We start from the raw sequence: 23136 nt of genomic DNA on the forward strand, positions 1-23136 counted from the left end.
TCGTCGCTGATAACATTGTTGACAAAAGGAATTAATTTGACCCCTTTTTCTTTTTACACAATTATACGGACTTAATCTAAAAATTTCGAATTAGGCGGAATTTTTCCGTCAATTTATCACTCGTCTGCTTAACACGTCAATTCTTGTGTCTTTTAATAAATATGCACCCGAAAACGAAAACCTCTTGATTTTTATCAAGTGGTTCTTTGTGTGAGCTAGAATTGTTTTTTACTTACTTCGTATGTGACATGCGCCCTTCATCATACATTTTCTAATAGGGATCTTCATAACGGATTTCACCAGAATAACGCACCTGCTGAAAGAAACTGAGAAAAGGGAAATGAATACACAGGAGGGCTGAATATGAAATTCACGATCCAGTATATTCCTCTGAGCAAAATCAAGCCAGATTTATCGATGAAAATTACAGAGCACCTTAAGAGATTACAGAGAGTCATGTGGGATTGCATGTTTGTGTTGGTTGTCAAAAAAAATCGGAAGGATGGCAACTACATTATTGTTAGCGGGCAGGATCGATTCGAATCCCTTAAAAAGCACACGAAAAATATTTATGCTCCCTGTATAGTCGATAAAAGCAGCAGTTCCACTGGAATGATTTCGTGCTTTCATCGATTCAGGAACAAACAACCCCTGGATGATTTTCCTTTAATGCCTGCCAGTTGGTCGATCGTCCGCTCTTTTTTAAAACAAGAACCTCGTTTTAAACAATTATCCCGGTCCGACCAAATCAAAGTCCTTCTCATCGCAGCAAAATACAAGAAAACTGTAATATATTCCATGAAAACGACAGTGAATGAAATTTTAAACAGTAAAAATTAATTCCCAATAAAAAACAAAGCCCGATTTTTCTTCCATGTTTGAAGTGAAATCGGGCCATTCATTTCCAAAGCTTTTACTTAAAAATAGGGTGCACTGTCATGGACTTGTTTTGATGACAATTGAGAATGAAGGATATTACATAATGTTGTGATTCCCTGTTGTAACAGATGTTCGTTCATATAAGAGTAACTTAAACGTAAGTGATGGTTTTCTTGCTCGACTGGATAACATGCCGACCCAGGCAAGAAAGTTAGTTGCTGTTTCTTTGCCTCTATTAGGACAAGATTACTATCCAGCCAAGAAGGGAGACTGATCCACACGTTTAATCCACCCTCCGGGATTCCCCAAGATACACCATCGGGCATTTGTTGTGAAAGTAACTCAAGGACCAAATCGCGGCGAATTCTTAAAGCCGTTCTCAATTTTTTATAGTGATCCATCATTTGTTTAGAGTTAATAAAAGGCAGAACGGATTTTTGTGTGAGTAAAGGACTTCCCAAGTCAGAATTGGCCTTGGCAGCCAATAGACGATTAAATACAGTGCCAGAAGCAGCCAAAATACCGATTCGACAACCCGGGGCAAGTGTTTTGCTTAACCCTTTCAAGTAAATCACATGACCGTTATGGTCTATACTTTTAATGGGTGCCGGAGGCTTTTTATCAAAATAAATTTCACCCCATGGGTCGTCTTCAATAATAAGACACTGGATACTTTGTGCGATCTCAAGAATTTGTCTGCGGCGTTTGGAAGTCATAACCGCACCTGTCGGATTATGAAAAGTTGGAATGGTATAGATAATTTTGGGTTTATGTTTGTCACATAAATTTTGGAGGATATCTACACGCATACCGTCCTTATCAACAGGGACGGTGAGTATAATAGCGCCTCTCCCTCGAAAAACATCAATTGCTCCCGGGTATGTGGGAGCCTCCATAACGACCACATCTCCCGGACCAACAAATGTACGAGCAACAAGGTCAATCCCTTGCTGCGAACCACTTGTCACTAAGATATTCTCGGGAGTAGAAGGAACTCCAACTCTTTTCAAATACTCATCCATTGCTTTTCTAAGATGGATGTCTCCTTGGATTTCTCCATATTGAGACAATAGTCTTGGGTTATCGGAAAGTATTTGATGAATCTCACGTTCTAAAAAACGATTCGGAAGAAGTCCGGGATCAATCATTGAGGAAGAAAGATTAATCTTTTCAGGGACCAGATGAAATCGGCCAAATTGCGATCTAGGTAAATAATCTTGAACAGATAACTGCCAATCATATGAAAACATCTCATCTTTGCTTTCCTCAGTTGCTTTTCTGTTCATCTTTACAAATGTTCCTTTTCCTTGGATAGAAGTGATAAATCCTTCTTGTTCCAATTGCTGGTACGCCTTTACTGCAGTTACCAAACTTACTCCTAGTTGTTTTGATAGATCGCGGACGGAAGGTAATTGCAAACCCTCTTGAAGAAGTCCTGAACGAATGCGATCCACAATAGACTGATAGATTTGTTTTGATAATGAAACTTCAGCATTTCGTTGAATTTCGATTTGCATCATAATTATCCCCTTAGTGTTATACTTCCGTATTGAGTGTTATATAGTGTTCCATATAAACTACTCGTAAATAATTAGTTTACATTATAACACTTGGAGGGAATATTGGATGAAATATTATGTTGTTGATGCCTTTGCAGAAAAAGTTTTTGAAGGAAATCCAGCTGGGGTATGTATTATGAATCATTGGATTTCAGACAAGATTATGCAGAAAATTGCGATAGAAAACAATTTATCTGAAACCGCATTTGCTGTAAAAGAGGGGAAAATATATCGGCTTCGCTGGTTTACTCCTGGAGGAGAGATCAACCTTTGTGGTCACGCAACATTAGCAACCGCTTATGTGATTTTGAATTTTGTAGAAAAACAAGTGGAATCCGTTCAATTTGATACGTTGAGTGGAGTGCTTACTGTAAATAAAATAGGGAACTTGTACGAATTGGATTTCCCAGTTGTATCATCAGAAAAGTTACCCGTAACGGAACAAATGATTGAAACCTTAGGAGTTATACCGCTAGAAGCCTATTTAAATAGAGACCTAGTTCTGGTATTAGAATCAGAAGAAGCTGTGAAAAATGCTGATCCTGACTTTTCAAAATTAGAAAAACTACCGGTAGGCCTTGGCGTCTGTATAACAGCTAAAGGAAATGATTGTGATTTTGTTTCCAGAGGATTCTTCCCTAAGTTAAAGGTTAATGAAGATCCTGTGACTGGTTCTTTACACTGCAGCTTAATTCCCTTTTGGTCTGAGAGACTAGAAAAAACGGAAATGGTGGCTAAACAGTTATCAAATAGAGGCGGAACCCTGTATTGTAAACTTGAAGGGACGCGAGTGAGGATGGCCGGAAAAGCAGCACTTTATTCAATTGCGGATTTACATATCGAGTGTTAAGATTGGAAAATGCGCAAATGTGATGAGCGGCATTTATGGCACTTTTTCACGTTCGATTCCTTTGTTGACAGGTATGTTATTATAAACTTATTCTGAAAATTCACAACAACCGGAGGATAAAAAGTCTTGAGACGGATTCATTATAGTTGGTTTATTTTATTGATCACATTCTTTTCTATTATTGTAGCAGGCATTGTACGGTCCTCCTCAGGAGTGTTGATTGTCCCTTTGGAAAATGCATTCGGATGGGACCGGTCATTAATTTCGATGGCATTTGCGATTAACCTTCTACTCTACGGCATTTCCGGGCCGTTTATGGCAGCGTTGGTGGAGGAAATTGGTTTAAAGAAAATGATGGTCTTAGCCATGACTACACTGCTTATAGGTGTTTTGCTCACTCTTTTTATGGCGGAACCGTGGCAATTAATGATCATTTGGGGAGTAATCATTGGCTTAGGATCGGGGTTGTTTTTAACGATATTAAGCCCCTATGTTGCGAATCATTGGTTTGAAAATAGAAGGGGACTTGCAGTTGGCATTTTGACTGCGAGTACAGCGACAGGACAGTTGATTCTATTACCACTGTTAGCCATAATCATTGAAGAGTATTCGTGGAAATGGGCAATTGGTTTTATACTTATCCTGAGTCTCATTATGTTGGTTATCATTCTACTATTTATGAAGAATTCACCAAAAGAAATAGGCCTTCTTCGATATGGATTAGAAGAAGAACCGCCTGTACAGCAAGTCGTCGAAAAGAATAATCCGATTATTATTGCCTTTCGTACATTGTTTGAAGCAGTAAAAGTGAAGGAATTTTGGTTACTTGCAGGAAGTTTCTTTATTTGCGGACTTTCGACAAGTGGATTAATTGGTACACATTTTATTTCTTATTGTATCGGCTTTGGATTTACTGCGGTAACAGCAGCTTCGATGCTTTCGTTTATGGGGATTTTTGATTTAATTGGAACCACACTTTCAGGTTGGTTATCAGACAGGTTTGATAACCGTTGGCTGCTATTTTGGTATTACAGTCTAAGAGGTGCCTCACTTGTCTTACTGCCTTTTGCACTATCTGAAGGTTCTATTACTCTACTTGTTATTTTTTCCGTTTTTTATGGATTAGATTGGATCGCAACCGTACCGCCAACGATTAATATTTCGCGACAAATTTTTGGAATGGAAAAAAGTGTTGTGGTCTATGGCTGGATCTTTGCGGCCCACCAATTAGGTTCTGCTGTAGCCGCTGGAGGAGCCGGGATTATCTATAATATCTTCACATCCTATACATGGGCATTTGTGCTGGCAGGAATGTTTTGTTTGTTAGCCAGTCTATTTGTGATTGTAATTAAAAAACAAAACGTAAAAGTTGAAGTGAGTCATACTTATAAAGTCTAAAAAAATAGACTGTTAACGCATAACGGATTCTGTTTTCGAGTAAAAAACATCAATATATAAATTGAATAGCTTAAAGTTAAAAAGCATTTCTTTGCAAATAAGGAATGCTTTTATTTATATGGCTGTGTTAAAGGCTAATGTTCTTTTAGCACTCTGTTGATTGAAGTGGAAGGCACGAAGACTCCTGCGGGAGTATGGGGCAGGGGAGACCCCGCAGGAGCAAAGCGACGAGGAGGCTTCCCGGCACGCCCGCGGAAAGCGAAGTGCCTGGAACGGAAATCAACAGATAAGTTTAACACAGCCATTTATATAAAAAAATTAAAGAATATACATATAACAACAATAATATAATTAAAACCAATAAGTTTTTATTGATAAACAATAAATAATGTTTTAAAATGAAATTAATATTAATTTAGTGAGGTGCTTTTATGAAACAAGTGACGACACTCTTTTTAAAGGTCGCTGTTATTTTTATTGGAATCCCAGTTCTTGCATTGTGCATTTTTTTGGTGCCTGAGCTAGGGGATCTTGCGGCAAAATTGCTTCCAGAGTTTGCTTATATAAAATATCTCGTTTTCATTATTTTTTATGCATCGGCGATTCCTTTTTACTTTGCTTTGTTTCAGGCTTTCAAACTTTTACGCTATATTGACAAAAGTGAAGCATTCTCGGAAATTTCTGTCATAGCTTTAAAAAAAATCAAACAATGTGCCATCACAATCAGTGTCCTGCATGTACTAGTCCTACCACTTTTCTATCTCTTTGCGGAGAAAGACGACGCCCCTGGTGTTATCTTTGTCGGATTAGTTGTTCCCTTTGCTTCCATGATTATCGCAGTCTTTGCAGCTGTTCTACAACGGCTTTTAAAGGAAGCAATTGATATAAAATCGGAAAATGATTTAACTGTGTGAGGTGGATAACTTGGCAATTATAATCAATATTGATGTGATGCTGGCTAAAAGGAAAATGAGCGTAACTGAACTTTCAGAGAGGGTTGGGATTACAATGGCGAACCTTTCCATTCTGAAAAATGGGAAAGCAAAAGCAGTTCGTTTTTCAACATTAGAAGCTATATGTAAGGCTTTGGATTGTCAACCTGGAGATATTTTAGAGTACCAAAACGATGAAAATACTTAAAATACTTGGAAAATAAGGTTTGATTTTGGCTTTGCCCTGTAAAGGAGCAAGGCTTTTTTCTTTGCCAAGTATCGGGTCATTAGTTTTAAAAATATTTGAGATTACTTAAAAGAGAAAAAGAACATTTTTTAGGTTTAAGATTTTTATATACGGGTATGTAATAAATAGATACTTTCCCCCCTATCATCTTTTCTATTATTTTGACTATCTAATGATAGTCGTTTTTTTTGACTTGTTGTGAAATTGTATAAATGGAGGAAAAAAATGAATACAAGAATACCAATTTTAAAATTATATAATTATCTGTTTGTTTCCATTCAATGGGAGCTTGATGATCAAACAGCATTACAATTTCAAGAATTATTGCTCCAAAGAATACATGAAACTGGTGCTAGGGGTGTGGTAATTGATTTAACATCTGTTGATATGATTGATTCGTTTATTGCTAAAGTTCTAGGCGATGTGATTAGTATGTCCAAAATGATGGGTGTAAAAGTTGTATTAACAGGCATTCAACCAGCTGTAGCGATTACGTTAGTTGAACTCGGGATTCATCTCCAAGATGTCGACACAGCATTAGATTTAGAAAAGGGGTTAGAAATATTACAAAGGGAGTTGGGGGATTAGATCATGGGATACGAATCCTCTGTGAAAATATTATCAGAATGGGATATCGTTACAGCTAGGCAGCAAGGGAGAAACATTGCTAAGGAGCTTGGATTTGGAACAGTTGACCAGACAAGAATTACCACTGCAATTTCTGAGTTGGCAAGAAATATTTATTTATATGCCGGCAAGGGAGAGATTCATTTTGAGCATGTCAGTGCTCTTGAAAAAACAGGTTTAAAAGTAACTGCTCTTGATCATGGCCCAGGCATTCAGGATATTAGAAGAGCGATGGAGGATGGATATTCCACATCTGGTGGTTTAGGGGCAGGTTTATCGGGGGTAAAACGTTTAATGGATGATTTTGATTTGACCTCAACAATTGGGAAAGGGACAACCATCCAGGTAGTAAAATGGCTGCGAGGGAGGTTTAGGTAAAAGATGGATTTCAAACCGATTTTAGAATCCAGTTATCGAGAAATACTTAGCAGATATATAGAAGAATCTTCTGAAGCAGCATTGTATCAAGGACAAATGTTCAGCAGGAAATCCATTATACAGCAAATATCCCCTGAAGAAATTATTGGTATCCATTGTAAAGTCTTAAAGGATCTATTTCCTGATATTAGAGAGGAAATTTTAGCTTCGTTTGATTTTCTAATTGAATTTATGATGAACTATGGCTTAGCCTATCAAGAATATCAGAGCTTGAGGGACAAGCAGTTTGAAATTAAATCGGAAATTGAAATGGCTGCGAGCATACAAGAAAACTTTTTAGAAACGTCCATTCCGAAGCTAGATGAAATTGATATTGGTGCCATTAGTGTACCGGCGAAGAAAATAAATGGAGACTTTTATCGCTTTGTTGAGGACGAAAAAAGTATTAGTATTGCTATTGCAGATGTAATAGGCAAAGGAATTCCTGCAGCACTTTGTATGTCTATGATTAAGTATGGAATGGATAGTTTACCAAAGTCCATAAATAATCCTAATGATGTGTTATCAAATTTAAATAGAGTCGTAGAAAATAATCTTGATTCAAGTATGTTTATTACCATGTTTTACGGAGTATATGATTTCAGTAATCATACATTTATTTATGCTGCTGCAGGGCATGAACAAGGGTTCTATTACCATGCGTCTTCTCAATCCTTTGAAGATCTTACAACAAGAGGTATGGTGTTAGGTGTACAAAAGGAAATTACATATGAGCAATTTGAAAAGAAGGTTAAACCAGGAGATATAATCGTTATGCTATCTGATGGTGTGACTGAATCAAGGACTGCAAAGGGATTTATTGAACGTTCAATCATAACTGATTTAATTCAAACCTATATGCATTTGTCTGCACAAGAAATGGTGGAGAACATTTATCGAGAGATCGAAAGATTACAAAATTTCGAGATAAGGGATGATTTTACGCTAATTATTTTTAAAAAGATTTAAAGAATGTTGAATTAATCATATTAGGTATGGGAGATAACAAAAAAAAAGATGAAAGGCACTGGTAAAGATGCAGGGTAAAAGAATGCTTGAACGTGGCATTAACCAACATATTCAGGCAATTGCCTATCAAATTCCTAAGGAGGGTAATGTATTTAACGGGGATAGCATTTATATGAAAGTAACTGAAGATTACTTTATTTGTGCGGTTGCTGACGGTTTAGGCAGTGGAGAGCATGCCTTTCATTCATCGGATGCTGTTCGCAAGGAAGTGGAAAAAAACCATGATAAAGAGGTAGAGGTATTAATCGAATATTGCAATCAGGTTCTTAAGTATAAAAGAGGTGTCACTCTATCCATTTTAAAGGCACATTTTTTACAGAAGACTTTCACCTATAGTTCGGTGGGAAACATTCAGTTTGTTCTTTCTTGCCCCTCAGGAAAGTTTATCTATCCACTGCCTATCCTGGGATATTTATCTGGGAGGCCCCAAAAATACCGATGCGAAACATTTTCTTATGAAAAGGGATCAAAATTTATTATTCATACGGATGGTCTTGCGATACCTGGTTTAAAGTCATTAGCAAGCTCCTCTAGTTCGATTGAAGAGATCTCAAACTATTTAGATAACCATGTGAAAACAAGGAAAGACGACCTGACTTATATTGTAGGTCAACTTTTTTAATATAAGCTATTTTCGTGCCATTAAAAATGTTTAATTACTCAAAATTCGGGTATTAACGAAGAGTTATCGCTGTGAAGGGTAGAAGAGACTTAACTAAGGAGGATGAAAAATTGCAAACATTCTATGATACTAAAAATATATCCCAATATATTACCAATAATAAGCAGGAATTTCAGGAGAAACTATTATCGGAGGCTGTCAATGTTGCCACTAATATTGAAAGTATATTAAAAGAGGGAAATATTGATTTATTAAAAAATGCTCATAAGCTCGTTCTGTATGTAGTGCAAGATAGATACGAAGAACTCATTGCTTTCGCTAATGAAGAGGGAATTGCTTGGGCGAAATATTCATTAACTGTTGCATTCAAATTAGAATGGGTACATGCAATTAGACGTACTTTATGGTATTTTATCGAAAAATTTGATCAAATAAATGAGAATGTTAATTTTGCAGACAATTTTTTCGAATTGGAGCAAAAAGTTAATGATGGGATTGATGAGTTTTTAAACACGTTCTTTATTAGCTATTCACACTATAAAGATGAATTAATCCTATCCCAAAGGAAATTAGTGGAACATCTTTCGGTACCTATCATACCAGTCAGTCAAACGGTAGCTGTATTACCGTTGATTGGTACATTCGATGCTTATCGTATGGATATTATTCAAGAAAAAGTACTAACAGATATTGCAAAGTTAAGGATTCTGACATTAATTATTGACTTGTCAGGAATATCTGAAATGGACGAAGTAACCATTGCTCATTTTCAAAATGTTTTGATTGGTATCACGCTGATGGGGGCTAAATCAGTCATAACTGGATTACGCCCAGAACTTGTTAGACAAATGGTTCATTTAGGGATCGATCTTACTAGGTATACTGAAACAAAGGCAACCTTACAGCAAACATTAAATGATTATCTTAGTTAACTCAAATAATATGTATAAAATACCCGGGAAGGTTCACTTCCCGGGATTTTTTTTAGATTAAACTATCCATATTATACTGTGGAGGTCTTTATCATGAGCCCCCTGTGTGGGGGATAGTAAATTCGTGAATAAGTAACAACTTTTCATATCAACTTAAGAAAAATACATATTAGAAGAAGGTGTATTATGAAAAATTATTGGTACCAGACATTCGCCATCATTTCTTTAAGCATGGCATTATTACTAATGTCATCCTGTAGTCAGTCACAAGCAAAAGAAGAATACAATAAACCTAAAACTCCTCGTGAAGTTTTAGGTTTCTACACAGAAAAGGAAGGAACGTATCCAGGGTCTCAACCTACAGTTAATTCGCAATTCACCAGTTTAAGTATCATTGCTCCCTTTTGGTATAAGCTTGATGAAAAACGCCCAGGCAGTCTTATTGATTCTGTTAAAGCAGATCATAAGAAAAAGGTTATTCAAATTGCTCATAAAAAACACCTGAAGGTATATATGGTTGTACATAATCTCTTTTATGAAACCGTTGAGAAGGGCAAGCAGGTAGCCAGTAATGTACTCGATAACAATAACAACCGCAATGTTTTCATTGAGAACATACGCAATGAAATGAAACATTTTAAATATGATGGTATTAATATTGACATGGAAAATTTGTATTTGACTGACCGAGATTCCTTTAGTCAGCTGATAAAAAAATTGTCTGATGCACTAAATCGTGATGGAAAAGTAGTTACGGTTTCAGTCCCGGCGAACACAGGTGATTCCCGTGCTAATCCCTGGTCTCCGTGGTTTGATTACGAAAAGCTTGGTCTATATTCAGATGGATTAATGATTATGACATACGATGAACACAACGCAAGAACAAAACCCGGCTCAACTGCATCAGTCGATTGGACAGAAGCAACGATACGTTATGCTTTGAAACATGAAGTACCACCATCAAAAATTTTACTCGGTATCGCTGGTTATGGTTGGGACTGGGATACAACTTCAGGCAAAGCCAGATATAGCTCTTATGAAGAGTTAATGGGTCAGAAAGCAAAATATAAAGCGAAAGTTCTATGGGACTCCCATTCGCAAACACCTCATTTCAGTTACGTTGATGAAGAACATCATGGCCATCAGGCTTGGTTTGAGAATAGCCACAGTCTGCAGTTTAAGCTAAACCTTGTAGAAAAATATAACTTACAGGGAATCGGGATTTGGCGGCTCGGTTTGGAAGACCCAATGTACTGGAAGACTATACCAAAGAAAATAAAAGTAAAAAAGTGATGGAAATGAACCTCCAAATTCTTTTGGGATTGTCAAATTTGATAAAAACACTTTGAAGCATAAAAAACGGGCTTTTTTGACGAAAAGTTTTATTGACAAATGAGGCTAATAAGTAATACTATATACTAGTAATCAGTAACACAAAATACCTGTGTTACATAGTACTGAAAAAAATATAAGTAAAATATAAATGGAGGTAAAAAAGTGGAAAATATCACGGAAATGCTGAAAGGGGTGCTTGAGGGGTGTGTGCTCGAAATCATCAGCCGTGGCGAAACTTACGGCTATGAAATCACGCAACAACTGCGAGAACTTGGCTTCGCTGATGTGGTTGAAGGCACAGTCTATACGATTACCATGCGGCTTGAGAAAAACAATCTGGTGGACATCGAAAAAAAACCATCCACTATGGGACCGCCGAGAAAATTTTACACACTCAACGAAGCAGGTCAAGAGCAGCTTAAAATTTTTTGGAAAAAATGGGATTTCGTCTCAAGTAAAATTAACGAACTTAAAACTAAAATAAAATTAAAAGGAGAAGTCATATGAGTATTTTTGAAAAAATTATCGGAAGTCTGGATGACAAGCGGGAATGGAAGGCGATGGAGGCGCGTGCGAAGGCATTTCCAAGTGAGTACCGCAATGCTTACAAAGCTATCCAAAAATATTTGTGGACTGCTGGTGGTGGTCCCACTAACTGGAAGGACAGCAGCCGTATCTTTGGCGGCATCCTCGACCTCTTCGAAGAAGGAGCAGCGGAAGGAAAGAAAGTCACTGACCTTACGGGCGAGGACGTGGCTGCTTTTTGCGACGACCTAGTGAAGGATGAGCAAACTTGGAAGGATAAGTATCGCAAAAAGTTGAACGATACTATTGGTCGTGGCTAACGGCGAAAGCCTAGTGGATATTCGCCTAGCATCGACAGTAACGACGCAAACCGTCACAGGGGACGACTTGGCTTCCTTTCCGACGAACTAGTGAAACGCTAAAACCTATGTCTACAAGTATCGTAAAGATTTGAATCAGAGTATTATGAAACGATTGGGAAAAAAGTAAATTTAATAGCTCATTCCTACTGAATAGCTGGTCACAAATGTAATGTGTCACCTTCACTATTCAGTTATATTTTTAACCTAGTAGTAAGTAATACAGAATATCAGTCAGACTGAGTAGTGATGTATAGGCAATCTAGCTTGTTGCGCTAATTATAAGGAGGAAAAAAGTATGAGCAATGCAGCGATTAATGTAAAAGGGTTAAAAAAATCCTTTAAAGATAAGGAAGTCTTAAAGGGAGTGGATTTTGAGGTGCAACGTGGTGAAATATTCGCACTTCTAGGTTCAAATGGAGCGGGAAAGACGACGACGGTCAACATCCTCTCAACGCTGATGAAGTACGATGGTGGCGAAGCAGGTATTTGCGGCTTTGACGTCCAGCATCAACAGGATCATGTTCGTCAGAGCATCAGCCTGACAGGGCAGTTCTCAGCTTTAGACGGTATGCTCACCGGGCGGGAAAACCTGATGATGATCGCCAAATTGCGGGGAGTTTCCAATCCCGATCTAGTCGTCGACAATCTGCTTGCAAGATTCAGCCTGACCGATGCGGGCAACCGCCGGGCGGACCAATTTTCTGGCGGGATGAAACGCCGGCTTGACATCGCCATGAGCCTGATCGGGACGCCAGCAGTCATTTTTCTCGACGAACCGACGACAGGGCTTGACCCCGAAGCACGGTTTGAAGTCTGGAATACCGTCAAGGAGCTTGCCGGCGGCGGAACGACCATCTTGCTGACGACCCAATATCTGGAGGAAGCCGAACAACTGGCGGACCGTATCGCCATCCTGCATGGCGGAAAAATCATCACGACTGGTACCCTTACCGAACTCAAAGAGATGTTTCCGCCAGCGAAAGTGGAGTACATCGAGAAACAGCCGACACTGGAGGAAATTTTCCTCGCAATCATCGGCAAAAAGGAGGAGATGTAGATGAAAAGCAAAACAGGTGTATTACTAGGGCGTTTAATGCGCAACATAATGCGCAGCCCTGATACGATTATCACGGTGGCGATTACGCCAATTATGATGCTGCTCCTGTTTGTCTACGTATTTGGTGGCGCCATAGAAACAGGCACAGAAAACTACGTCAATTATCTATTGCCGGGAATCTTGCTGATGGCTGTTCTCTCCGGCGTCGCTTACACCTCCGTACGGCTTTTTACGGATGTAAAGAGCGGGCTGATGGCGCGTTTCATTACCATGCCCATCAAGCGCTCATCGGTATTATGGGCTCACGTGTTGACCTCACTTGTTTCCAATGCGCTAACTATCGTGGTTGTTATCATCGTCGCATTCTTGATGGGCTTCCGATCAAGCGCTGATATCCTGGATTGGCTCGCGGTAGGGGGAATACTTGGACTGTTTACGCTGGCACTGACATGGCTTGCTGTCATTCCAGGATTGACAGCGGGGTCTATGGAAGGGGCGACAGCTTACTCGTATCCTCTGATTTTCCTGCCGTTTATCAGTTCTGCCTTTGTCCCTACCGAAACCATGCCCAAAATTGTCCGTGCGTTTGCTGAGAACCAGCCTGTGACTTCAATTGTGAATGCGATACGTGCCCTCTTATATGAAGGGTCTGTTGGAAACGATATCTGGATTGCGCTTGCCTGGTGCGTCGGCATCATGGTCATCGCTTACTTCTTCGCAAGTAAAGCATTTAAACGCCAGTTAGGGTAAGTACACCATCAGTTCGGTGTCTCGTGGCAACTAAATCTTCCGAAATAAAATTTATGTTTGGAAAAGCAAAATGTAAATGTTGAAGTAAGTCAAACTTATTAAGTCTAAATGTTAAATAGAACAGGCTGCCTTGCAGCCTTTTTTTTAATTTACTTAGGTATGTCATTCACTTCATTTGCCACCCGGATTCCTGATTCAATTGCCCCTTGAATCCAACCGTGGGTAAGGCCGGTATGCTCACCAGCAAAGTGTACTCTTCCCTCAGGTGTAGAAATATGCGGATATAACTCCAAATCCTGACCCGGTTCAAAAGAGGTAAAACCTCCGCAAGAATATGGGTTTTTACTCCAGCTAAAAGCAGCTCCCGTTACGAATTCAGAATAAACCTGATACCCAAAAATTTCTGCCAAGTTCATTAATGCAATTTGGATCATCTCTCTTTCAGATAGACTCTCCAACGTTAAGGCCTCATCTGCCCACGTATAACTCGCAATAACAACCGCAGGTCCTTTTGTACCAATACCATAGCTTGGGTAATAGGAAAAACGAATGGGCAGATCAGTTATCGATTTACCACCTAATTGTCCTGCTTTTTCCCAAAACCTACTTTTAAACTCGATGGCAATCTTAGAGGAGGCCATATAATTGAGTTCGCGAATCGCTGTCCTTTTAAAATAGGAGAACGATTCATAAGGTTCGACTTGCACAAACCGGAACGTTGAAAAAGGAATAGTCACAATCGCAAGCTCGCCAGTAATACTAAAACTCTCATCGGTTTTTTGGTGCTTGCAATGAATGGTTACACTGTTTTGATATTGAGATATTTTCATCATTTTTTGGTTGAACAAAATGTTTTCGTATAATTGTGGTTGAAAGGCTTTAGGCAATCGATCCATGCCACCCGTTATCTCATAAAATTTCTTCGTTCCGTTTAAGATGATGAGTTCTCGTAATATCTCTACAAATGTCATCCCCATATACGCTTCCAAGTCAACAAGCACACCGATCATATCATTTGCACCGACAGAAAAATAATAGTTTAAGAAAGAGCCTAACGAAAGATTTCTATATTTCTTTTCTATAAGAGGCCAATTCTTTTTAGGATCTTGTTTTATAAAATCGATGATTGGCTGGATGACAGAAAACAAAAGTTCTTCCGACGATTTCCCTTTCTCATTTGGTTCAACAGGGTATTTTAAAATACTGGGATCCTTTTCAAACAATTGAAGCCGCGTTTTAATGCCATTTGCGTAAATGATGTCATTTGGGGTTCGGTTGATAAATAGATTGGTAGGTAACTTAAATTTTTTTATATATTCCAAGGTTAATTGATGTTTTTCGGGAATTCGCATCGGTCCGGCATTGAAAAATAAATTCTCGCTAAAAGGCGTTCTTATTGTATATACACGTCCGCCAACTCTATCATTTGCTTCCAGAATGGTGACTTTATGACCTGATTCCTTTAATAAAGAGGCGGTAACCAGTCCAGCCATGCCTGCACCAATAATAATAATATGTTTAGGATTATGAGACTTCTTAAGACCATTTCTAATGATGGTCATCATTTGTTGCTCCGTTAATGGGGAATTCATGTGATGGGGGCAACCTCCTTTACATTTCCCATAAATTGCCTTATTGCATTATATACAGTTAAAAGAGGGGTTATGTTCTATTTGTAATCTTGAGTACATGAATCTCTAATCATAGGGAAAATCAACCTTTTCTTTTACTATCCGTTTGTGCTATAACATAGGAGAGAAGGACCCTCCAATCATGAGAAAATGGTCCTATTAAAAGGGGGGCATGGGTATGAGAGTGGAACCGACTGAACATGTTTTGAATATTTTACGTTATATCATTAGGTCTGCAGAAGAGACGGATGCAAAGAACTTGTCAGAAGTAAGATTGCAGATCGATGGTGAAACAGAGAATTTGGATAGGGAAAAGGGCGAAGCCTTTATAGATGAATTGGGATTTAAACGGATTATTAAAGAAGATACAGAAAGTAATAGTAATTTATTTTTAGTTGTTGAGGTCAATGATAGAATTGTAGGTTTTTCAAGATGTGAAGGGAGCAAATTGAAAAGATTTGCTCATAAAGTAGAATTTGGCGTCTGTATTTTAAAAGAATTCTGGGGTTATGCGATTGGGAGAAACTTATTACAAGAATCTATTCAATGGGCGGACTCAAACGGAATTAAGAAAATATCATTGGCTGTTCTTGAAACCAATGATAAAGCCATTATGCTATATGAAAAATTGGGTTTTGAAGTTGAAGGTATTTTAAAAAAGGACAAGATCCTATCCGATGGGAATTACTATAATACGATTTTGATGGGAAGGCTCAATGAATAATAAACTTAAGGAGAATTAGATGAAAAATAATGTTTTGTTTGACACAAATAAAATCGACCGGGAATCACTCCCTTATTATTACGACTACGGCAAAATTGTTTCTACCATTCAAGAGAAACTTGTGAATGAGGTAGGGATTGACTTTCAGATGTATTCAGATGAAGATACCTCCAATGAAATTTGGGACATTCTTGAGGAAGATCTGAAAGAGGAATCGCCGGAAGTACAATTAATTTGCCATATTTATAAAGAAGGGGAAACCAAGACTATCTCATCTAACCATACCGATAAGGCGATGGAATTGATTATTAAACCACGGATTATCAACGGTCTCTTTTATTATCCAAATTATCAGGTTGCGCTGGCAAAATTATTCATTTATCAAAGTGATGGGGAAATGACGCATGATTTTATTTTTGCCAAAAATGATGCTTGCTTAGTAGCCTTTTTGAAGTATGTTCTTAAAAGGAAAAGAGATTATATTAAAAACTATGTCACCGTTTTTACGGATACGGAAGATGGTGTGGAAACAGAGATTGATAGTATTACAACCTTGGTTAGAAGAGAGGATGTATTTTTAGAGGATACGTTAAAGCGTGAAATTTACCGCTCGATTGATGAATTTTTCTCAGAAAGCGGCCAGTTTTTCAAGACTTATGACATTCCCTACAAACGCGGAATCCTTCTCTACGGGAAGCCAGGTAATGGAAAGACCACTCTCGTGAAATCAATCGCTAGCAGCATTAATGCTCCGGTTGCTTATTGGCAGATTACTGAATTTACATCGAGTTATACGATTAAAGAAGTATTTACTTCGGTATTGAAGTTAACGCCATTGGTACTTGTGATCGAGGATATTGATTCCATGCCATCGAGTGTCCGGTCTGTCTTCTTGAATATCTTAGACGGCGCTACTTCGAAGGAAGGAATTTTCATCATTGGGACAACGAATTATCCTGAAAAAATAGATCCTGCACTCATGAACCGGTCTGGCCGGTTTGACCGAGCATATGAGATTCATGTACCGACGAAGGAGCTTCGTCATCAGTATCTATTAAATAAGAATATTGCTCGGATTCTTTCAGAAGAAGAGATTCAGCAGGTTGTGGATTCAACGAAGGATTTCTCTTATGCGCAGCTTAATGAGTTGTATACATCGATTGCCCTTGAATGGCATTACGAACAACAAGTGGATGTGAAACGACTTTGTGCAGACTTAAAATCACTGCAGCAAAAACAACAAAAACAAGAATGGGATCAAGCTCTTTCCTCAGCATCGATTGGGTTCTCAGGGTTTGGTGAGGATTAAAGATTAGCTGCCACAGTATTTGATACTGTGGTATTTTTTTTGGGGGATTAGTTGAGAGGAAACCACTAGAAGTCTATGATTCCCGCAAGTGGAGAAAAATCAGTTCAAAAGTAACCATAAGGGGGACTTTGGTTACCGCGGAAGAAGAAAAATAAGTTCAACGGTAACCTTAGAGGGTCTATGATGCCCGTGAAGGATGAAAAATTGCTTCAACGGTAACCAAAGAGGGTCTATGATGCCCGTGAAGAACAAAAAAATGCTTAAACGGTAACTAATCGCCCAACTAATACCCGTTTCACTATACAAATCTCCCCAGACTAACCTCCACCAAAAATGATTTGTATGATAAGCTAAGATGGTATTCATTTTTCTTATAAATAAAGATACCTAAATAATGAAGGGATAAATAATCCATGTCAGAAGCTAAACCATTTTCTCCAGTGAGTCATCCTAAATTAATTATTGTTGCTGTCGCATTAGGAGTCATTTTAAACCCATTAAACACTACAATGATCACAGTTGCTCTGCCCGACATACAAAATGAATTTCATCTAACTTCAAAAGATATCTCCTGGTTAGTAGCTTCCTATTTTATGATTAGTGCTCTATGTTTACCTCTTATTGGTAAACTTAGTGATTACTATGGCAGGAAAAAAATCTTTGTTTTCGGACTTGTACTTGTTGCGATTGCTTCCTTTTTTGCCCCATTATCGAAAAATATGATTTTCTTACTAGCAATGAGAGGGATCCAAGCACTGGGGACATCTGCACTTTATCCTGCAGGAATAGGAATTATTCGTACAACTATTGAAAAAAATCAAAATCGTGTAATTGGTACATTAGCAGTGTTTGCTTCCACTTCAGCAGCTTTTGGGCCTACGATCAGTGGATTACTAATACAGTACGGAGGCTGGCCTGTTATTTTTTATGTTAATTTTCCCGTGATCCTTCTGTCAGCCTTATTAGCACTAAAATATATTCCCACTGATATAAAAAACACGTCACAATCCTTCAAGTGGGACGTGATCGGGATTCTAACCTTTGGTTTATCCCTAGCTTCTTGGATGTTCTTTTTGCAATCCATCGAAAATGGATTTAGTCTTTTAAAATTCATCCCTGCATTATTACTGACCAGTTTCTTTTATTTTTACGAAAAAAATAGTTCAGAACCATTTATCAACGTGAATTATTTAACGAAAAATCTCAACGTTTCTATTATTTATCTACAATATATTTTAGTCACGGTAGTATTTTTTGCGATGCTAATCTCCATGCCATCTTATTTACAAAAAGTTGTCATGCTTGACTCAAAAGCAGCAGGCATGATGATGTTGTCAATTTCTATCTTCGCGATGCTCATGACACCTATAGCTACCCGTTGGACGGAAAAGCGCGGATATCGGATACCTTTACTATTTGGAGGAAATATGGGGATTCTGGGGATTGCGTTATTAATTTATACAAATCATTCATCGCCGCTAGTCTATTTATTTATCATTTTAGCAATTATAGGAATCGGGAATGGAGCGGTAACCATCGGGTTACAAAATCTTTTGTATACAATCGTAGCTAAGTCGCAAAGTGGAATTGCTTCTGGTTTACTGATGACATCAAGATTCATGGGCAATATTCTCGCTTCTAGTTTGTATGCTGTTGCATTTGCAGCGGGTATAAATGATCACAGTAAAACAGTGATGACCGTAGTTTTACTATTCGTAACAATAATCTTGATCCCAGGAATGTTTTACATCACTAGTAAGAAAGCACAGTCAGAAACAGATGGTACTTTATAACCTTTAAAGAACAATAACACAAAGAGCCATTTCTACTCATCTTCCAGGTAGAATGGCTCTTTGTATTATGTAGACTTTAAAATGTTTTCCGGCTTTCCATTTTTAGATTATTTGAATTCTCTAAATTCAAGATAAAATATATCTATTACTCTTGTTATTTTTCTGAAAATTACATATAATTAACTTTACCAACTATTGCCAACGTGTATACTCGCATTACTATTTCTCTTGATAAAATAAAAGGAGTGCCCCATTTGGGACACTCATTTAAAATGGGACTAGTTAGATCTTTCCTCTAACCAATCTGCAATGGTTGGATAAGTTATTTTTGTGGCTTGGCTGCCGTAAGTAATCGAAGTATGACCAACAGGTAATACCTTAAATTGTTTATCCTCACTTGAAACTACATCCATCAATGCTTCAACTTGATGGGGTGGGGCAATTAGGTCGTTTTTACCAGCTAGGTTTAGGATATTGGCCTTGATATTTTCAAGTTTAACCTTTTTACCTCGAATAACCATTTCACCTTTAATCAGTTTATTATTTTGGTAGAAGTCTCTAATCCATTGACGGTAGGCTTCACCAGGGAATAAAATTCCATCGTTTAACCATCTGCGGAGAAGTTTAAAGCTCTTAATAAACTTCTCATTATCAGCACGCTCTACGAGACTAATTAATGGTCCAAAGTTGGTTCCCATTGGATTGATCATTTTGTTTCCAAAGTCAATCATTTCTGGTGGAATAACACCAAGGGTTTCTACCACTTTATTAATATCGAAATAGCGCTCATCCAGCATCGGACCATAGGAGCCGCTATTTTCAAAACTAAACGGACTAGTCATAAAGACAAGGTTGCGAATTGGTAATTCAGGGTGTAGTGCCGCAAATGCAGACGTGATCGTTCCACCCATGCAATATCCAAGGATTGAAACTTCCTCAGCATTAGAACGTCTCAATACCTTGCGAACAGCACGTGGTATATAGTCCATAATGTAATCATCAAGTTTCATATTTCTATCTTCATAACCTGGTGTACCCCAGTCAAGTAGATACACATCAAACCCGCGTTCAACTAAATATTCTATTAAACTGCCACCTTTTGTTAGATCCAATATATATGGCTTATTAATTAGTGCATAAACTAAAAGAAGGGGAGTTTTATGTTTTTTTGGTTGATCAGAAATATACCGGTAGAGTTTTGTTTTATTTCTAGTCCAAACCACTTCTTTCGGTGTAGGTGCTACTTCCGGTTCGGCATCGGTCGTTAACACTTGAGTTGCCCTGTAAACACGTTGATACATCTCTTGATACTTTTCAGGTGCAAATTCAAGCACACCATTCCATTCTTTTGGCATCAAAACGTTAATGACTGTTCACTCCTTACATGATTTATTTTCTCTCTTAATATATAAAGAAAGTCGGACATTCATGACACTTACATGTAAAGTCCACCGTTAATATTTAATTGCTGACCAGTGATATAGTCACCATCTTTACATAAGAAAACAACACCACGAGCAATTTCTTCTGGTTTGCCTAAACGTTTTTGCGGAACTTTTTCAACGATTCCTGCAAGAACTTTTTCTGGAATGGCTTGAACCATCTCAGTACCAATAAATCCAGGGCAAATTGCATTAACTGTTACATTACTTTTAGCAAGTTCAAGAGCAAGTGATTTAGTATATCCAATCAGTCCTGCTTTTGCTGCAGCATAGTTGGTTTGTCCAAATCCGCCTGCTTGCCCAATAATTGACGAAATGTTAATAATACGACCTGCATCTGATTCAAGAAGATAAGGTAAAGCCGCAGATGTATTATTGTAAACACTGTTTAAATTTACATCAATTACTTTTCTCCAATCTTCTTCGTTCAATTTTTTGAATGTGCTGTCTCTTGTAATTCCTGCATTATTAACTAGGATATCTAATTTGCCGTAATGGTTGATCGTTTCTTGTACAAGGTATGCTGCTTCATTACTTTCTGAAACATCTGCTTGAACAGCGTAAGCTTCTCCACCAAACTCATTAATTTCTGCGACTACTTTATCTGCTAGTTCTTTACGGATATTATAGTTAATAACAACTTTCGCGCCATTCTTAGCTAGTTCTAATGCAATCGAAGCACCGATACCTCTGCTGCCGCCTGTTACAATCGCTACTTTGCCTTTTAATTCTGTCATTTTTATGCACCCCATCTATAGTAGTTGTTTTAATAATTCTGCTAGTTTAATACATTACTTTGTATTACATGCTATTATGTAATCCGTTTTTATTTCTTTTCTTTTTGTGAATTTAACAATGTAAGGATTTGATTCAATTTATTATCCAAATTCTTCACATCTTTTTTTACATTCGACAATTCTGACTTAAATGACACTTGATCTTCAGTATTGTCTAATTTTTCTTCCAATCTTTCTTCAATATCGTCAACTTTTGCATCTACATTAACAATTAACGACGAAAGGTTAGCAATGTCTTTTGTAGATGGTACATTCATGAATTCTAAGTATTTTAACGTAGATTCATCGATCATTTTTTTTAATTGAAGATTCATCTCCAACAACTGTCCCATCCCTTGAGAAGGGTAGTCATTGCCGAATTTTTCATCAAATAATTTACTTGATTGGGAATAAAAATCTTTCCACATATCATAAAAATTAAAGTCTTCCGTACCCAATTTTCCATCAAATAATTTACTAGATTGGGAATAAAAATCCTTCCACATATCATAAAAATTAAAATCTTGGTTCATTTCTTATTTCCTCCTCGATTACTTTTTGTTGACGTATTCATCATACTAACTTGTTTGAAATATTTAAAGGTGAAAGTTTAAAAATTCACAAAATACATTTCATCATTTTTTGACAAAATTCTCACTTTTTCCACAAAATCCAATATGAAACTTCAATGTGATAAATTCAGAGAACCTAGCATATGATGGGTTAAAATGGTAATAATGGATTTTGTATCCGGTATCATTGATTGTTTGTTGTTAATTACTTTACCAATTTGCCTAGGGATGATGAACATGTGCAGCTGTTTTGTTCAAAAATGCTTAATATGAGGTGATATTATTGGTATTTAGTGAAAAGGTTGTGTTAATAACTGGTGGAGCACAGGGGATAGGAAAAGAAACGGCTAAACAATTCCTCCAAGAGGGTGCAAATGTTGTAATATGTGATTATGACGAATCCGCTGGTAAAATGACCTTAGAAGAATTGAATAGTGAAAAAGTAGAGTTTTTTCAGGTGGATGTAACCGACAGTACCAAGATAGAAGAGATGGTTCGCTCAACGGTAGATAAGCATAGCCGAATTGATATATTAATTAACAATGCCGGAATTACACTTGATGGATTTTTAACAAAAATGCAGGAATCTGATTGGGAGAAGGTCATTTCGGTAAACCTTTCTGGTGTTTTTAAATGCACAAAAGCTGTAGCCCCAATCATGTTAAAACAGGGGTCGGGTGTTATTCTTAATGCCTCTTCCGTTGTTGGCTTATACGGAAATATTGGCCAAACAAATTATGCAGCTACTAAAGCTGGCGTGATCGGGCTGACCAAAAGCTGGGCCAAAGAATTTGGTCCAAAAGGGATCAGGGTCAATGCAGTCGCACCAGGTTTCATTGAAACAGGCATGACTGCAGCGGTTCCGGATAAAGTACTTCAGTTTATGAAGGAAAAGACACCGCTTAGGAAGCTGGGAAAACCGGAAGATATTGCTGCGGCGTACTTATTTTTGGCTTCTGATAAAGCCAATTATATAAACGGGACGATCTTAAGTGTCGATGGAGGCTTAGTGATTTAAGCAGGAAAGCTATTGCTAAGGGAGGGAATCACAATTCTCTCTCTTTTTTGTTGTAATTATTTTCAATAAATAATATTTAAAAAAAATTATATAAAATACTTTTCTACAAAATCCGTCATTTTTAAATATATTTCAACATGAATACCCTTACACTAATATTTTTCATTTTTTTTAATGAATGTGATATTCTTCGTTGCCATTAATGCATTTTTAAAAATGTTTAATTGATTTCTGAACAATGAAGAGTGAAATTAATAAAAAAATAACTCTGAATTTGTCGAATAGTTTGTCACAAAAAGTACGGTCAAATGTAGTAAAATTTGTGAGGAATTATTATTCGAATACATAAA

At 37.5% G+C, this 23136-nt stretch carries 25 protein-coding genes and 1 pseudogene; 21 read left to right on the plus strand and 5 right to left on the minus strand.

Going from position 1 to position 23136, the window contains the following annotated elements:
• Positions 1–363: 363 nt before the first annotated feature.
• The gene (locus FS608_RS27515; protein WP_144555744.1) at positions 364–840 is read left to right on the plus strand and encodes a hypothetical protein; all 477 of its coding nucleotides are present in this window, start codon (positions 364–366) and stop codon (positions 838–840) included.
• A 77-nt stretch (positions 841–917) separates the two neighbouring features.
• On the opposite strand, the gene pdxR is transcribed toward FS608_RS27515, so the two are convergent.
• The gene (gene pdxR / locus FS608_RS27520) at positions 918–2396 is read right to left on the minus strand and encodes a MocR-like pyridoxine biosynthesis transcription factor PdxR (RefSeq protein ID WP_144555745.1); all 1479 of its coding nucleotides are present in this window, start codon (positions 2394–2396) and stop codon (positions 918–920) included.
• Between the two features lie 109 nt (positions 2397–2505).
• Here pdxR and FS608_RS27525 point away from each other — a divergent pair, with 109 nt between their 5' ends.
• The 16 genes and pseudogenes from FS608_RS27525 to FS608_RS27595 all read left to right on the plus strand — a co-directional run bounded on the left by FS608_RS27525 (position 2506) and on the right by FS608_RS27595 (position 13521).
• Positions 2506–3288 (plus strand): PhzF family phenazine biosynthesis protein, encoded by a 783-nt coding sequence (locus FS608_RS27525; RefSeq protein WP_144555746.1) that lies wholly within the window; start codon positions 2506–2508, stop codon positions 3286–3288.
• 126 nt (positions 3289–3414) lie between these two features.
• Positions 3415–4686: an MFS transporter gene (locus tag FS608_RS27530; protein ID WP_144555747.1), complete on the plus strand. Its 1272-nt coding sequence runs from the start codon at positions 3415–3417 to the stop codon at positions 4684–4686.
• 156 nt (positions 4687–4842) lie between these two features.
• The gene (locus FS608_RS31005) at positions 4843–5037 is read left to right on the plus strand and encodes a hypothetical protein (protein WP_222127418.1); all 195 of its coding nucleotides are present in this window, start codon (positions 4843–4845) and stop codon (positions 5035–5037) included.
• Positions 5038–5117: 80 nt separating this feature from the next.
• The gene (locus FS608_RS27535; protein WP_144555748.1) at positions 5118–5600 is read left to right on the plus strand and encodes a DUF2975 domain-containing protein; all 483 of its coding nucleotides are present in this window, start codon (positions 5118–5120) and stop codon (positions 5598–5600) included.
• Between the two features lie 10 nt (positions 5601–5610).
• Positions 5611–5826, plus strand: a complete 216-nt coding sequence (locus FS608_RS27540; protein WP_144555749.1) for a helix-turn-helix domain-containing protein — start codon at positions 5611–5613, stop codon at positions 5824–5826.
• Positions 5827–6090: 264 nt separating this feature from the next.
• Positions 6091–6453, plus strand: coding sequence for an STAS domain-containing protein (locus tag FS608_RS27545; RefSeq protein WP_144555750.1), 363 nt, complete (start codon positions 6091–6093; stop codon positions 6451–6453).
• Between the two features lie 3 nt (positions 6454–6456).
• The gene (locus FS608_RS27550; protein ID WP_144555751.1) at positions 6457–6870 is read left to right on the plus strand and encodes an anti-sigma regulatory factor; all 414 of its coding nucleotides are present in this window, start codon (positions 6457–6459) and stop codon (positions 6868–6870) included.
• 3 nt (positions 6871–6873) lie between these two features.
• Positions 6874–7878, plus strand: coding sequence for a PP2C family protein-serine/threonine phosphatase (locus tag FS608_RS27555; RefSeq protein WP_144555752.1), 1005 nt, complete (start codon positions 6874–6876; stop codon positions 7876–7878).
• 82 nt (positions 7879–7960) lie between these two features.
• Positions 7961–8560 carry a PP2C family serine/threonine-protein phosphatase gene (locus FS608_RS27560; protein WP_144555753.1) on the plus strand — a complete coding sequence of 200 codons (600 nt, stop codon included), beginning with the start codon at positions 7961–7963 and terminating at the stop codon, positions 8558–8560.
• 110 nt (positions 8561–8670) lie between these two features.
• The gene (locus tag FS608_RS27565; protein ID WP_144555754.1) at positions 8671–9492 is read left to right on the plus strand and encodes an STAS domain-containing protein; all 822 of its coding nucleotides are present in this window, start codon (positions 8671–8673) and stop codon (positions 9490–9492) included.
• A 186-nt stretch (positions 9493–9678) separates the two neighbouring features.
• A complete protein-coding gene (locus tag FS608_RS27570) occupies positions 9679–10785 on the plus strand; it encodes a glycosyl hydrolase family 18 protein (protein WP_144555755.1) in 1107 nt (368 codons plus the stop codon).
• A 204-nt stretch (positions 10786–10989) separates the two neighbouring features.
• Entirely contained in the window at positions 10990–11334 is a 345-nt protein-coding gene (locus FS608_RS27575) for a PadR family transcriptional regulator (protein WP_144555756.1), read from the plus strand.
• A complete protein-coding gene (locus FS608_RS27580) occupies positions 11331–11672 on the plus strand; it encodes a DUF1048 domain-containing protein (protein ID WP_144555757.1) in 342 nt (113 codons plus the stop codon). Before FS608_RS27575 ends, FS608_RS27580 begins: the two co-directional genes overlap by 4 nt.
• Before the next feature lie 78 nt (positions 11673–11750).
• Positions 11751–11841, plus strand: a pseudogene (locus tag FS608_RS31520) (DUF1048 domain-containing protein); the annotation flags it as partial.
• 168 nt (positions 11842–12009) lie between these two features.
• Positions 12010–12771, plus strand: a complete 762-nt coding sequence (locus FS608_RS27590) for an ABC transporter ATP-binding protein (protein ID WP_144555758.1) — start codon at positions 12010–12012, stop codon at positions 12769–12771.
• Positions 12772–13521, plus strand: coding sequence for an ABC transporter permease (locus tag FS608_RS27595; RefSeq protein ID WP_144555759.1), 750 nt, complete (start codon positions 12772–12774; stop codon positions 13519–13521).
• A gap of 149 nt (positions 13522–13670) precedes the next feature.
• On the opposite strand, the gene FS608_RS27600 is transcribed toward FS608_RS27595, so the two are convergent.
• The gene (locus tag FS608_RS27600; protein WP_260871842.1) at positions 13671–15113 is read right to left on the minus strand and encodes a flavin monoamine oxidase family protein; all 1443 of its coding nucleotides are present in this window, start codon (positions 15111–15113) and stop codon (positions 13671–13673) included.
• 217 nt (positions 15114–15330) lie between these two features.
• Here FS608_RS27600 and FS608_RS27605 point away from each other — a divergent pair, with 217 nt between their 5' ends.
• From FS608_RS27605 to FS608_RS27615, 3 genes are all read left to right on the plus strand, one after another.
• On the plus strand, positions 15331–15876 hold the full coding sequence (locus FS608_RS27605) for a GNAT family N-acetyltransferase (protein WP_144555760.1): 546 nt from the start codon (positions 15331–15333) through the stop codon (positions 15874–15876).
• Positions 15877–15895: 19 nt separating this feature from the next.
• Positions 15896–17185 carry an AAA family ATPase gene (locus FS608_RS27610; protein ID WP_144555761.1) on the plus strand — a complete coding sequence of 430 codons (1290 nt, stop codon included), beginning with the start codon at positions 15896–15898 and terminating at the stop codon, positions 17183–17185.
• Between the two features lie 413 nt (positions 17186–17598).
• On the plus strand, positions 17599–18978 hold the full coding sequence (locus tag FS608_RS27615; RefSeq protein ID WP_144555762.1) for an MFS transporter: 1380 nt from the start codon (positions 17599–17601) through the stop codon (positions 18976–18978).
• A gap of 278 nt (positions 18979–19256) precedes the next feature.
• On the opposite strand, the gene phaC is transcribed toward FS608_RS27615, so the two are convergent.
• From phaC to FS608_RS27630, 3 genes are all read right to left on the minus strand, one after another.
• Positions 19257–20333, minus strand: coding sequence for a class III poly(R)-hydroxyalkanoic acid synthase subunit PhaC (phaC, locus tag FS608_RS27620; protein ID WP_144555763.1), 1077 nt, complete (start codon positions 20331–20333; stop codon positions 19257–19259).
• Positions 20334–20413: 80 nt separating this feature from the next.
• A complete protein-coding gene (locus FS608_RS27625; RefSeq protein ID WP_144555787.1) occupies positions 20414–21157 on the minus strand; it encodes a 3-oxoacyl-ACP reductase in 744 nt (247 codons plus the stop codon).
• A gap of 89 nt (positions 21158–21246) precedes the next feature.
• Positions 21247–21729 carry a polyhydroxyalkanoic acid synthase subunit PhaR gene (locus tag FS608_RS27630; protein WP_144555764.1) on the minus strand — a complete coding sequence of 161 codons (483 nt, stop codon included), beginning with the start codon at positions 21727–21729 and terminating at the stop codon, positions 21247–21249.
• A gap of 322 nt (positions 21730–22051) precedes the next feature.
• On the opposite strand from FS608_RS27630, the gene fabG reads away from it, so the two are divergent.
• Positions 22052–22786: a 3-oxoacyl-[acyl-carrier-protein] reductase gene (gene fabG / locus FS608_RS27635; RefSeq protein WP_144555765.1), complete on the plus strand. Its 735-nt coding sequence runs from the start codon at positions 22052–22054 to the stop codon at positions 22784–22786.
• Positions 22787–23136: the final 350 nt, after the last annotated feature.

Source organism: Bacillus sp. X1(2014), from assembly GCF_007678255.1.

Bases quoted from the DNA above. Each gene is read 5' to 3' on its own strand.
- FS608_RS27515 (WP_144555744.1), top strand. From the start codon at position 364: ATGAAATTCACGATCCAGTATATTCCTCTGAGCAAAATCAAGCCAGAT.
- pdxR (WP_144555745.1), bottom strand. From the start codon at position 2,396: ATGCAAATCGAAATTCAACGAAATGCTGAAGTTTCATTATCAAAACAA.
- FS608_RS27525 (WP_144555746.1), top strand. From the start codon at position 2,506: ATGAAATATTATGTTGTTGATGCCTTTGCAGAAAAAGTTTTTGAAGGA.
- FS608_RS27535 (WP_144555748.1), top strand. From the start codon at position 5,118: ATGAAACAAGTGACGACACTCTTTTTAAAGGTCGCTGTTATTTTTATT.
- FS608_RS27545 (WP_144555750.1), top strand. From the start codon at position 6,091: ATGAATACAAGAATACCAATTTTAAAATTATATAATTATCTGTTTGTT.
- FS608_RS27550 (WP_144555751.1), top strand. From the start codon at position 6,457: ATGGGATACGAATCCTCTGTGAAAATATTATCAGAATGGGATATCGTT.
- FS608_RS27555 (WP_144555752.1), top strand. From the start codon at position 6,874: ATGGATTTCAAACCGATTTTAGAATCCAGTTATCGAGAAATACTTAGC.
- FS608_RS27560 (WP_144555753.1), top strand. From the start codon at position 7,961: ATGCTTGAACGTGGCATTAACCAACATATTCAGGCAATTGCCTATCAA.
- FS608_RS27570 (WP_144555755.1), top strand. From the start codon at position 9,679: ATGAAAAATTATTGGTACCAGACATTCGCCATCATTTCTTTAAGCATG.
- FS608_RS27580 (WP_144555757.1), top strand. From the start codon at position 11,331: ATGAGTATTTTTGAAAAAATTATCGGAAGTCTGGATGACAAGCGGGAA.
- FS608_RS27590 (WP_144555758.1), top strand. From the start codon at position 12,010: ATGAGCAATGCAGCGATTAATGTAAAAGGGTTAAAAAAATCCTTTAAA.
- FS608_RS27595 (WP_144555759.1), top strand. From the start codon at position 12,772: ATGAAAAGCAAAACAGGTGTATTACTAGGGCGTTTAATGCGCAACATA.
- FS608_RS27600 (WP_260871842.1), bottom strand. From the start codon at position 15,113: ATGAATTCCCCATTAACGGAGCAACAAATGATGACCATCATTAGAAAT.
- FS608_RS27605 (WP_144555760.1), top strand. From the start codon at position 15,331: ATGAGAGTGGAACCGACTGAACATGTTTTGAATATTTTACGTTATATC.
- FS608_RS27610 (WP_144555761.1), top strand. From the start codon at position 15,896: ATGAAAAATAATGTTTTGTTTGACACAAATAAAATCGACCGGGAATCA.
- FS608_RS27615 (WP_144555762.1), top strand. From the start codon at position 17,599: ATGTCAGAAGCTAAACCATTTTCTCCAGTGAGTCATCCTAAATTAATT.
- phaC (WP_144555763.1), bottom strand. From the start codon at position 20,333: ATGCCAAAAGAATGGAATGGTGTGCTTGAATTTGCACCTGAAAAGTAT.
- FS608_RS27625 (WP_144555787.1), bottom strand. From the start codon at position 21,157: ATGACAGAATTAAAAGGCAAAGTAGCGATTGTAACAGGCGGCAGCAGA.
- FS608_RS27630 (WP_144555764.1), bottom strand. From the start codon at position 21,729: ATGAACCAAGATTTTAATTTTTATGATATGTGGAAGGATTTTTATTCC.